Raw genomic sequence first — 12359 nt, 5'->3', positions numbered from 1 at the left:
CAATTATTAAGAAGCTAAAATATTTATATACGATGTCATCAAACAAAAAATACTGGAAAAGTGTTGAAGAGCTAAACGAAAATAGTTCTATTGTTGAGACGCTTAAAAATAATGAATTTGTTGAAGAAATTCCAACAGATGAATTTTTAGGAGACGCAGCGTCTTTGTCATCATCATCAACTACTCGTCGTGATTTTTTAAAGTACGTAGGATTCAGTACAGCTGCAGCCACATTAGCTGCTTGTGAAGGTCCAGTACATAAATCAATCCCATACGTTGTTCAACCAGAAGAAATTATCCCTGGTATTGCAGATTATTATGCAACAACTATGTTTGACGGTTTTGATTTTGCCAACCTTTTAGTAAAAACTCGTGAAGGAAGACCAATTAAAATTGATAACAACACTATAGCTGGTGCTAAATTTACTGCTAATGCAAGAGTACATGCTTCGGTATTGTCATTGTATGATAGTAAAAGGCTTAAAAAATCAAAAATTTCTGGTAAAGAAGCAGAATGGGCTGATGTTGAGAAAGCAATTAAAACTAGTTTGGCAGAAGCAAAAACTTCAGGTAAGCAAGTTGTTTTATTGACTAATACTTTAGCTAGTCCATCTACAGAAAAATTAATTGCCGACTTTTTAGCAAAAAATCCAAACTCTAAACATATTATTTATGATGCTGTTTCAGAATCAGCTGCGTTAGATGCTGCTGAAGCTGTTTATGGTGAAAGAGTTTTAGTGGATTATGATTTTTCTAAAGCTGACGTCATTGTTTCTGTTGGTGCGGATTTCTTAGGAGATTGGCAAGGTGGCGGATACGATAGCGGTTATGCTAAAGGAAGAATTCCACAAAACGGTAGAATGTCGAAGCACATTCAATTTGAATCAAACATGACCTTATCAGGTGCTGCTGCAGATAAAAGAGTTGCCATGACGGTAGCCAATCAAAAGCAAGCACTAGTTAAATTATACAATGCAATTACAGGTTCTTCTGTTGGGACAAGTCTAAGTAAAGACTTGGATGCAGAGGTAACTAAAGCGGCACAACAATTATTATCTGCAAAAGGTAAAGGGGTTGTTGTTTCGGGTATCCAAGATAAAAACGCTCAATTATTGGTAATTGCAATTAATCAAGTGTTAACGAGTCAGGCATTCAACGCTTCTAGTGCACGATTGATTAGAAAAGGCTCAAATCAGCAAATGACACAGTTCATGGCTGATTTAAAAGCAGGAAATGTTCATACACTTATTATGAGTGGTGTGAATCCAGTTTACACTTTAGCAGACGGCGCTTCTTTTGCAAAAGATGTGAAAAAAGCAAAACTTTCAGTAGCGTTTTCCTTAAGAGAAGATGAAACCGCTTCGGTTACTACAATTGCTGCTGCTGCTCCACATTATTTAGAATCATGGAACGATCATAGTTTGACTAAAGGATCTTATTCTTTAACTCAACCTACTATTCGTCCTCTTTTCAATACTAAACAATTTCAAGATGTTTTATTGTTGCTCAACGGCACGCCAGGAAGCTACTATGATTACATCAAAGCAAATTCAGCCTCTTACACTGCCGGTGCTACTTGGAATAAAGTGCTTCATGATGGAGTTGCTGCTTCTGCAGAAGCTACTTTAGTTGGCGGAACCGCTGATTATGCTGCTGCTGCATCCGCTCTAGCGCAATCAAAGCCAGCTGGATTGGAATTAGTATTGTATACTAAAACCGGAATGGGTGATGGTCAACAAGCTAATAATCCATGGTTACAAGAGTTTCCTGATCCAATCACAAGAGTTTCTTGGGATAACTATTTAACTGTTTCTCAGGCTGATGCTAAAGAGTTAAAGTTGATGAATGAAATCGTTGCAAACGGTGGATTAAACGGTAGTTATGCTGAAGTAACTGTTGGAAATGTTAAAATGACAATTCCAGTTATTGTTCAACCAGGGCAAGCAAAAGGAACGGTTGGTTTAGCTTTAGGTTACGGTAGAAAAGCCGCTATGCAAGAAGAAATGCAAGTAGGTGTTAATGCGTATGCTTTCTACACCAATTTTAATAATGTTCAATCGGTAACTGTTAAGAGTACTGGTGATGTTCATGAGTTTGCTTGTGTTCAATCACAAAAAACCTTAATGGGTAGAGGTGACATCGTTAAAGAAACTACTTTAGAAGTTTTCAGAGCTAAATACGATACTCCACAAGAATGGAATCCGGTTCCAATGGTATCTTTAGATCACAAAGAAGTTCCTGCTACATCGGTAGATTTATGGGAGTCGTTTGATCGTTCTGTTGGACATCATTTTAACTTATCAATCGATTTGAATGCTTGTACCGGATGTGGTGCTTGTGTAATTGCTTGTCATGCAGAAAATAACGTTCCAGTTGTAGGTAAAGATGAAGTAAGAAGAAGTCGCGATATGCACTGGTTGCGCATCGATAGATACTATTCTTCAGAAGATACTTTTGCAGGAGATAACAAACGTAAAGATGAATTTGACGGTTTAACGGGTGAAAAAGGATCATTAAGCGGATTTGGAGAAATGGAATTGCCAGCTGATAATCCGCAAGTAGTGTTCCAACCTGTAATGTGTCAACACTGTAACCACGCTCCATGTGAAACGGTTTGTCCTGTTGCAGCTACTTCACACTCACGTCAAGGTCAAAACCATATGGCTTACAACCGTTGTGTAGGTACAAGATATTGTGCTAACAACTGTCCATATAAAGTACGTCGTTTCAACTGGTTCTTGTACGCCAACAATGATGAATTCAACTATCATTTCAATGATGATTTAGGTAGAATGGTCGTTAACCCAGATGTTAATGTAAGATCTCGCGGGGTAATGGAGAAATGTTCAATGTGTATTCAAATGACACAAAAAACTATTCTTGATGCTAAACGCGATGGAAGAGAAGTTAGAGCCGATGAGTTCCAAACAGCATGTTCAAATGCGTGTACTACAGGAGCAATGATGTTTGGTGATGTCAACAACCCAGAATCAGAAATAACTCGATTAGCCGCAGATAAAAGATCTTACCACTTATTAGAAAGTGTTGGAACGAAACCAAATGTGGTTTATCAAGTTAAAGTTAGAAATATTTAGTAATTAATAAGAAACAATATATAGAATTATGTCGTCTCATTACGAAGCACCCATTAGAAAACCTTTAGTTATAGGTGATAAAAATTATCACGATGTAACTGTAGACGTAGCTGCACCTGTTGAAGGAAGAGCCAATAAACAGTGGTGGACTGTATTTTCTATCGCATTAGCAGCTTTCCTTTGGGGAGTAGGTTGTATTATATACACTATTTCTACAGGTATCGGTTCTTGGGGTTTAAATAAAACTGTAGGTTGGGCTTGGGATATCACTAACTTCGTTTGGTGGGTAGGTATCGGTCACGCAGGAACACTTATCTCGGCGGTATTATTATTATTCCGTCAACGATGGAGAATGGCAATCAACCGTTCTGCGGAAGCAATGACCATTTTCTCGGTAATTCAAGCAGGTTTATTCCCAATCATCCACATGGGTCGTCCTTGGTTAGCGTATTGGGTAGTACCAATTCCAAATCAGTTTGGTTCGTTATGGGTTAACTTCAACTCACCTTTATTGTGGGACGTATTTGCGATATCAACCTACCTTTCTGTGTCATTGGTATTCTGGTGGACAGGTTTATTGCCTGATTTCGCAATGATTCGAGACAGAGCAGTTACACCATTTAACAAAAAAATATATTCTATCCTTAGTTTTGGATGGAGCGGAAGAGCAAAAGATTGGCAACGTTTTGAAGAGGTTTCTCTTGTGTTAGCTGGTTTAGCGACTCCACTTGTACTTTCTGTACACACTATCGTATCTTTTGACTTCGCAACTTCCGTAATTCCTGGTTGGCATACTACTATTTTCCCACCTTACTTCGTAGCAGGTGCGGTATTCTCAGGATTCGCGATGGTAAATACTTTGCTTATCATCATGAGAAAAGTATCTAATCTTGAGGCCTATATCACTATTCAACATATCGAATTAATGAATATTGTAATCATGATTACAGGTTCTATCGTTGGTGTTGCTTACATCACAGAGTTGTTTGTTGCTTGGTACTCAGGTGTTGAATACGAACAATATGCGTTCTTGAATAGAGCAACTGGACCTTACTGGTGGGCGTATTGGTCAATGATGACTTGTAACGTTTTCTCTCCACAATTCATGTGGTTCAAGAAATTAAGAACAAGTATCATGTTCTCTTTCGTTATTTCAATTGTAGTAAATATTGGTATGTGGTTTGAGCGTTTCGTAATTATCGTAACTTCATTACACAGAGATTATCTTCCATCATCTTGGACAATGTTCTCACCAACATACATTGATATAGGGATTTTTATTGGTACAATTGGTTTCTTCTTTGTGTTATTCCTTTTGTATGCTAGAACATTCCCAGTAATCGCTCAGGCAGAGGTTAAAACTATTTTGAAATCTTCTGGAGAAAATTACAAAAGAGAAAGAGAAAAAGCAGGTCATAATTCAGATAAACATTAATAATTATTATGAGTAGTAATAAAGTTATACACGCTATATATAATGATGATGACATCTTAATGGATGCTGTAAAGCAAACCAGAAAGGCACATCACCACATTGAAGAAGTTTATACTCCTTTTCCGGTTCACGGACTAGATAAGGCAATGGGACTTGCTCCTACTAGATTAGCAATTTGTGCTTTCATCTACGGTTGTATTGGTTTAACCGTTGCTACAACGATGATGAATTACATTATGATTACTGATTGGCCACAAGATATTGGTGGTAAACCAAGTTTCAGTTACATACAAAATATGCCTGCCTTTGTGCCGGTAATGTTTGAGTTGACCGTATTTCACGCAGCTCACTTAATGGTGATTACCTTTTATATGAGAAGTAAATTATGGCCATTTAAAAAAGCTGAAAATCCTGATGTAAGAACTACTGATGATCATTTTTTAATGGAAGTATCAGTTAAAGATAACGAAGAGGAATTGTCGACTTTCCTTAAAAATACTGGAGCAGTAGAAGTTAAAGTAATAGAAAAGCATTAATAGATTATGAAAAGTTTACTTAAATCAGTTGCACTATTAATAATTACAGTTTCATTGGTTTCGTGTAAAAACGATTTGAAGCCGAATTATCAGTATATGCCTAATATGTACGAATCAGTTGCTTATGAAACGTACTCTGAATCGAATGCTTTTAAAGGCGGAAGAGTAAGTCAAGTACCACCAGCTGGTACAATTAAAAGAGGTTTTACTCCTTATGATTTGCCTAATACTACAGAAGGTTATAACGCTTCTAAATTAATTACAACTTCACCTCTTGATTCAACTGCTGTTGATATGAAAAAAGCAGAAGAGTTGTTCACTATTTATTGTGCGATTTGTCACGGTTCTGCTGGAGACGGAAAGGGTAAATTAGTTCAACAAGAAAAATTCTTAGGTGTTCCTAGTTACAAAGATAGACCAGTTACTAAAGGAAGTATTTTCCATGTCGTTACTTACGGATTGAACTCTATGGGTTCACATGCCAATCAACTTAGTGCAAACGAGAGATGGTTAGTGGCAGAATACGTTTTAAAATTAAAAAGCGAATTATAATTGTAGAATAAACAGACTCTTATAGATATGTATACATTTCCAAATAAATTAAGAAACATTGCTTTTGCCCTTATGGTTTTAGGGTTAATAGGTATTGTATATGGTTTCTTATCTGCTCCTAAAACAGTTCAAGATGTTGAAAAAATAATGGAAGAGAATGCGCATGGCGGACATCATTCTGGAGCTAAGCATGAATCTCATTCAGAAACTACTCACGTAGTTGGAGAAACAACTCATGAAGAGCATGCGACAAATGAAAATGCTGAAGCTAAACACGAAAATGAAACTGCTAAACCAGCAGACTCTCTTAAGAATGTAGTAGCAGCAAATCACGAGGTAGTAGAAGATACTACTGTAGCTGAAGAATCAAACTTAGACGTTGCAGCTGTCACAGCTCATGATACTAAAGAAGTAAAATCTGAAGCAACTGTTGATCATGCTGATCACGAAGCAGAACATGCTGAACATATGCTTCATCAATTACAAAACAAACCTTGGGCAGCACTTTATGTTGCATGTATTTTCTTCTTGTTGTTAACAATGGGAGTTCTAGCTTTCTATGCTATTCAGCAAGTGGCTCAAGCAGGCTGGTCTCCAGTTTTATTCAGAGTAATGCAAGGAATTACGGCATATTTGCCAGTTGCCTCTGTTATTTTCTTTGTATTGTTATTACTATCTGGTTTCCATGTTAATCATTTATTTGTTTGGATGAATGATGGAGTAACGGATCCAAATAGTCCTAATTATGATGCATTAATTGCCGGTAAATCGGGTTATTTGAATTTTGCATTCTGGATTTCAAGAGCTGCTATTTTCCTTTTAGGTTGGAATCTTTACCGTTATTTATCAAGAAAAAACTGTTTAGCACAAGACGAAGCTACTGATAATTCTTTCTACAAAAAGAATTTCAAAATGTCAGCAGGTTTCTTGGTGTTCTTTATTGTTTCTGAATCAATTATGGCTTGGGATTGGATTATGTCTGTTGATCCACACTGGTTCAGTACATTATTCGGATGGTACGTATTTGCTAGTTTCTTTGTAAGTGGTATTACTACAATCTCAATGGTGACATTATACTTAAAATCTAAAGGATATTTAGAAAATGTAAATTCAAGTCACATTCACGATTTATCAAAATTCATGTTTGGTATTAGTGTTTTCTGGACCTACTTATGGTTTTCTCAATTCATGTTGATTTGGTATTCTAATATTCCGGAAGAGGTAACCTATTTTAAAACTAGAATTGAACAATTCAACTTACCATTCTTTGGTGCTGTAGTTATGAATTTCGTATTCCCATTTTTAGTGTTAATTAATACCGATTTCAAACGTATCGCTCCAATAGTAGTTGGCGCTGGAGTTGTAATTTTATTCGGACATTACATTGATTTCTTTAACATGATTATGCCTGCAACGGTAGGAGATCAATGGTTCATTGGTATTTCAGAAATCGCATCATTGTTATTCTTCCTTGGACTATTCATTTTTGTAGTATTCACTGCTTTAACAAAAGCACCACTTACTCCTAAACGCAATCCTTTCATTGAAGAAAGTAAACATTTTCATTATTAATATTTAAATAAACATCAAATGACAAGTTTATTGGTACTCATAATTTTAGTATTATTATCAATTGCTTTATGGCAATTAACTAAAATTTTTGATTTAACTCAAATTGGACAAAAATCTGAAAATTCTCAAGTCGCAAACGATGACGATAATAATGTTCAGGGATATTTAATGTTCGGATTTCTAGGGTTTATTTACTTAACTACAATTTTTTGTTTAGTTAAATACGGTAATTTGCCTTTACTTGATAATTCTGCATCAGAACATGGACCAATGATAGATAACCTAATGGTGATTTCTTTGGTGTTGATTTTTGTTGTCCAAACTATTACTCAAGCATTGTTGCATTACTTTGCGTTTAAATACAGAGGGAAAGAAGGTAATAAAGCTTTCTATTATGCAGATAATAATAAACTGGAATTCATCTGGAGTTCTATTCCAGCCATCGTTTTGGCAGGTTTAATTTTCTACGGATTGTACGCTTGGAATGATATTATGTTTGTAGATAAGGAAGACGAAGCAGATGCTATTGTTATCGAATTGTATGCCAAACAATTTGGTTGGGAAGCACGATACGCTGGAAAAGATAATGCATTAGGAAAAGCTAATGTTAGATACATTGAAGGAGTAAATACTTTAGGTGTTGATTTAGAAGATCCAAATGCACAAGATGATATTGTAGTTAATGAATTGCACTTGCCAAAAGGTAAAAGAGTAATTTTCAAAATACGTTCGCAAGATGTATTGCACTCGGCTTACATGCCTCATTTCAGAGCGCAAATGAACTGTGTTCCGGGTATGGTAACTAATTTTTCATTTACTCCTACCAAAACAACTGAAGAGATGAGAGGCACTGAGGCAATGATTGCAAAAGTGAACCACATTAACCAACTTAGAGAAAAGAAAAATAAACAATTAGTAGCAGAAGGTAAAACTCCTCTTGATCCTTACACATTTGATTACTTGTTATTGTGTAATAAGATATGTGGTGCTTCTCACTACAATATGCAAATGAAAATTGTTGTTGATACACCTGAAGATTTTAAGGCTTGGTTAAAAGACAAACCTACTTTGGTTCAAGCGGTTAAGACTGCTGCTGAAGCCGATAAAAAATCTGAAGAAGCTCCGGCAACTACAAAAGATTCAACTTCAACTATGACAACCGATTCAACAGCGGTTGCTATGAAATAATAAAATAATATACTAATTATATGTCAGCAATGAGTCACGAACACGATCACCACGAACACGATCACCACGAAGAGCATCATCATAAAGAAACATTCATTACTAAATACATTTTTAGTATTGATCATAAAATGATTGCCAAACAATACCTTTTAACAGGTGTTATTATGGGTGTGATTGGTGTAGGTATGTCTATGCTTTTCAGAATGCAATTAGCTTGGCCAGAAGAATCATTCAAAATTTTTAGCTTTTTCTTAGGCGAAAAAATGGCCCCAGAAGGAGTAATGACCAATGAAGCTTATCTTGCTTTAATCACAATACATGGTACTATCATGGTATTCTTTGTATTGACTGCTGCTTTGAGTGGAACATTTAGTAATTTACTTATTCCATTACAATGTGGTGCACGCGATATGGCATCGGGATTGTTGAACATGATATCGTATTGGTTGTTCTTTACATCCAGTGTAATCATGGTAATATCTCTTTTTGTTGAATCGGGACCAGCTTCTGCAGGATGGACAATTTACCCACCTTTAAGTGCCTTGCCTCAAGCAATTTCAGGTTCTGGTTTAGGGATGACTTTATGGTTAACTTCAATGGCAATATTCATTGCATCATCTCTTTTAGGATCTTTGAACTATATTGTTACAGTTATCAACTTAAGAACAAAAGGAATGTCTTTCACAAGACTTCCACTTACAATTTGGGCTTTCTTCGTAACAGCAGTTATTGGTGTAATTTCATTCCCAGTATTACTGTCTGCAGCTTTAATGTTATTAATGGATAGAAGTTTCGGAACTTCATTCTTCTTGTCCGATATTTACATTGCTGGTGAAGTATTGAATTACCAAGGAGGTTCTCCAGTATTGTTTGAACACTTATTCTGGTTCTTAGGCCACCCTGAAGTTTATATCGTATTATTACCAGCCTTAGGTATTACTTCAGAAGTTATTGCAACCAATTCTCGTAAACCAATTTTCGGTTATAGAGCGATGATTATGTCGATTTTAGCAATTGCATTCTTATCAACAATTGTTTGGGGTCACCACATGTTCATCTCGGGTATGAACCCATTCTTAGGTTCTGTATTTACATTCACAACCTTACTTATTGCAATTCCTTCTGCTGTAAAAGCATTTAACTATATTACTACTCTTTGGAAAGGTAACCTTCAGATGAATCCTGCAATGCTGTTTTCAATCGGATTGGTTTCTACTTTCATCACGGGTGGTTTAACAGGAATTATTCTTGGAGATAGTACCTTAGATATTAATGTTCACGATACGTATTTCGTTGTAGCTCACTTCCACTTAGTAATGGGTATTTCTGCTCTTTACGGAATGTTTGCAGGTATCTACCATTGGTATCCAAGAATGTACGGTAGAATGTTGAACAAAAACTTGGGATACGTTCACTTCTGGGTTACTGCAGTTTGTGCTTATGGAGTATTCTTCCCAATGCACTTCATCGGAATGGCAGGTTTACCAAGACGTTACTATACAAACACGAACTTCCCATTGTTTGATGACTTACAAGACGTAAACGTAATCATTACAATGTTTGCTCTTATCGGTGGTGTATTCCAATTGGTATTCTTATTCAATTTCTTCTACAGTATGTTCTACGGTAAGAAAGCTGAACAAAATCCATGGAGATCCAATACTTTAGAATGGACAGCTCCGGTAGAACACATCCACGGTAACTGGCCAGGTGAAATTCCAGAAGTACACCGTTGGGCTTATGACTACAGCAAACCAGGTCATGACGAAGATTTTGTACCACAGAATGTTCCGATGAAACCGGGTGAAGAAGTCCTACATCATTAAAATTTTGCCTTAAACTATAAAGAATGCCTTTCCTAACCGAAAGGCATTTTTATTTACTTACAACTTTGCTATATTTGTAGTATGAACGAAAATTTAGATCCAACCAACTATAACTATAATCCCGAAGAACTCGACTTAGAAAAAAAGTTGCGTCCGCTCTCATTTGACGATTTTGCCGGTCAAGAACAAGTTCTCGATAACCTGAAAGTTTTCGTTGAAGCCGCCAATCTTCGTAGTGAAGCACTCGATCATACTCTTTTTCATGGTCCACCAGGATTAGGTAAAACTACTTTGGCTAATATTTTGGCCAACGAATTAGGAGTTGGAATCAAAATCACTTCCGGTCCAGTTTTAGACAAACCAGGAGATTTAGCTGGATTGCTTACTAATTTAGAAGAGCGTGACGTGCTTTTCATAGACGAGATTCATCGCTTAAGTCCAATTGTTGAAGAATACCTTTATTCAGCAATGGAAGACTTCAAAATTGATATCATGATTGAATCCGGACCCAATGCACGTACAGTTCAAATCAATTTAAATCCGTTTACTTTAGTCGGCGCAACCACTCGTTCAGGTTTGCTTACTGCTCCAATGCGCGCTCGTTTCGGAATCCAAAGTCGTCTACAATATTACAATACCGAATTACTCACCACGATCGTTCAACGTAGTTCTGCAATTCTCAAAATGCCCATCACCATGGAAGCAGCTATAGAAATAGCAGGTAGAAGTCGCGGAACACCTCGTATAGCCAACGCACTTTTACGTCGTGTACGTGATTTTGCGCAAATCAAAGGTAACGGTAAAATCGACATTGAAATTGCCCGATTTTCACTCAAAGCACTCAACGTCGATGCACACGGTTTGGATGAAATGGATAATAAAATTCTCAATACCATCATCGATAAATTCAAAGGTGGCCCAGTGGGTTTGTCAACACTTGCAACTGCAGTTTCCGAAAGTGGTGAAACTATTGAAGAAGTATACGAACCTTTTTTAATTCAAGAAGGGTTCATCATGCGAACACCTCGTGGTAGAGAAGTAACAGAAAAAGCATACAAACATCTGGGTAAAATCCGAACGAATATTCAAGGCGGATTGTTTTAGGGCATTCCCATTTACTATGAGTTTTGCCTAAAGTAGAAATTATGTTTAAGTAAATGGTCGGGCTGTCCGCTGTATCTTTTGCTGCATTGTATTCCGCAAAAGGATGCCGCTGCTATCCCTAATGCACATGACTAATAAAGAAAAATACACCTCATTCATCAAACAAGAAGCCCAACGCTTCGGTTTCATGGCGTGCGGAATTTCCAAAGCGGGTTTTCTCGAAGAAGAAGCACCGCGTCTAGAACAATGGCTCAATAGCCAACAACACGGTCAAATGAGTTTCATGGAAGATCATTTTGACAAACGACTCAATCCAATTTTGCTAATGGATGGAGCCAAAAGTGTAGTCTCACTTTTAATCAATTATTATCCGCCAGAAACTCAAATAGAAGACAGTTACAAAATTTCTAAATACGCTTACGGCAAAGATTACCATAATGTAATTCTGAAGAAATTAAGAAAACTACTTCGTTCTATTAAAGCAGAAATCGGAGAAGTTTCAGGACGCGCTTTTATCGATATTGCACCCATTATGGACAAAGCCTGGGCGGCCAAAAGTGGTTTAGGTTGGATCGGCAAAAACAGTAATCTCATTACGCAAAAGGTAGGTTCGTTTTATTTTATAGCCGAACTTATACTCGATTTAGAATTAGAATACGACAACCCAACTACAGATCATTGTGGCTCTTGTACTGCTTGTATCGATGCTTGTCCCACTCAAGCTATTATCGCTCCTTGTGTTGTGGATGGTAGCAAATGCATCTCGTATTTTACCATCGAACTCAAAGATAATCTTCCCACAGAAATGAAAGGAAAGTTTGAAGATTGGGCATTTGGTTGCGATATTTGCCAAGATGTTTGTCCGTGGAACCGGTTTTCAAAACCACATAATGAACCACTTTTCAATCCGTATCCCGAACTATTATCCTATTCAAAAAAAGAATGGGAAGAAATTACTGACGATGTTTTTAATGAAGTTTTCAAGAATTCACCATTAAAACGAGCTAAACTTGAAGGGTTAAAACGGAACATTGATTTCCTAAAGATGTAG

Annotated in this window: 9 protein-coding genes; all 9 read left to right on the top strand. The window is 36.7% G+C overall.

The features are described from left to right. The first annotated feature begins 32 nt into the window (after positions 1-32). Positions 33-3095, top strand: coding sequence for a TAT-variant-translocated molybdopterin oxidoreductase (locus VK161_RS00195; RefSeq protein ID WP_324212722.1), 3063 nt, complete (start codon positions 33-35; stop codon positions 3093-3095). Positions 3096-3123: 28 nt separating this feature from the next. After that, positions 3124-4530: an NrfD/PsrC family molybdoenzyme membrane anchor subunit gene (nrfD, locus tag VK161_RS00190; RefSeq protein ID WP_324212721.1), complete on the top strand. Its 1407-nt coding sequence runs from the start codon at positions 3124-3126 to the stop codon at positions 4528-4530. 8 nt (positions 4531-4538) lie between these two features. Next, positions 4539-5066, top strand: coding sequence for a DUF3341 domain-containing protein (locus VK161_RS00185; RefSeq protein WP_324212720.1), 528 nt, complete (start codon positions 4539-4541; stop codon positions 5064-5066). A gap of 6 nt (positions 5067-5072) precedes the next feature. Beyond that, a complete protein-coding gene (locus tag VK161_RS00180; protein WP_324212719.1) occupies positions 5073-5618 on the top strand; it encodes a cytochrome c in 546 nt (181 codons plus the stop codon). A 27-nt stretch (positions 5619-5645) separates the two neighbouring features. Beyond that, complete coding sequence (locus tag VK161_RS00175) at positions 5646-7190, top strand: quinol:cytochrome C oxidoreductase (protein WP_324212718.1); 1545 nt, start codon at positions 5646-5648, stop codon at positions 7188-7190. Between the two features lie 18 nt (positions 7191-7208). Continuing rightward, on the top strand, positions 7209-8378 hold the full coding sequence (locus VK161_RS00170; protein WP_324212717.1) for a cytochrome c oxidase subunit II: 1170 nt from the start codon (positions 7209-7211) through the stop codon (positions 8376-8378). Between the two features lie 20 nt (positions 8379-8398). Next, positions 8399-10204 (top strand): cytochrome c oxidase subunit I, encoded by a 1806-nt coding sequence (locus VK161_RS00165; RefSeq protein WP_324212716.1) that lies wholly within the window; start codon positions 8399-8401, stop codon positions 10202-10204. 81 nt (positions 10205-10285) lie between these two features. Next, positions 10286-11308 (top strand): Holliday junction branch migration DNA helicase RuvB, encoded by a 1023-nt coding sequence (gene ruvB, locus VK161_RS00160; protein WP_324212715.1) that lies wholly within the window; start codon positions 10286-10288, stop codon positions 11306-11308. A 127-nt stretch (positions 11309-11435) separates the two neighbouring features. Beyond that, a complete protein-coding gene (queG, locus tag VK161_RS00155; RefSeq protein WP_324212714.1) occupies positions 11436-12359 on the top strand; it encodes a tRNA epoxyqueuosine(34) reductase QueG in 924 nt (307 codons plus the stop codon).

Source organism: Flavobacterium sp., from assembly GCF_035299245.1.
Lineage (GTDB): Bacteria > Bacteroidota > Bacteroidia > Flavobacteriales > Flavobacteriaceae > Flavobacterium.
This window is presented reverse-complemented; position numbering and strand designations above follow the sequence as displayed.

Coding starts and splice junctions, on each gene's coding strand:
- VK161_RS00195 (WP_324212722.1), top strand. CDS start 33: ATGTCATCAAACAAAAAATACTGGAAAAGTGTTGAAGAGCTAAACGAA.
- nrfD (WP_324212721.1), top strand. CDS start 3,124: ATGTCGTCTCATTACGAAGCACCCATTAGAAAACCTTTAGTTATAGGT.
- VK161_RS00185 (WP_324212720.1), top strand. CDS start 4,539: ATGAGTAGTAATAAAGTTATACACGCTATATATAATGATGATGACATC.
- VK161_RS00180 (WP_324212719.1), top strand. CDS start 5,073: ATGAAAAGTTTACTTAAATCAGTTGCACTATTAATAATTACAGTTTCA.
- VK161_RS00175 (WP_324212718.1), top strand. CDS start 5,646: ATGTATACATTTCCAAATAAATTAAGAAACATTGCTTTTGCCCTTATG.
- VK161_RS00170 (WP_324212717.1), top strand. CDS start 7,209: ATGACAAGTTTATTGGTACTCATAATTTTAGTATTATTATCAATTGCT.
- VK161_RS00165 (WP_324212716.1), top strand. CDS start 8,399: ATGTCAGCAATGAGTCACGAACACGATCACCACGAACACGATCACCAC.
- ruvB (WP_324212715.1), top strand. CDS start 10,286: ATGAACGAAAATTTAGATCCAACCAACTATAACTATAATCCCGAAGAA.
- queG (WP_324212714.1), top strand. CDS start 11,436: ATGACTAATAAAGAAAAATACACCTCATTCATCAAACAAGAAGCCCAA.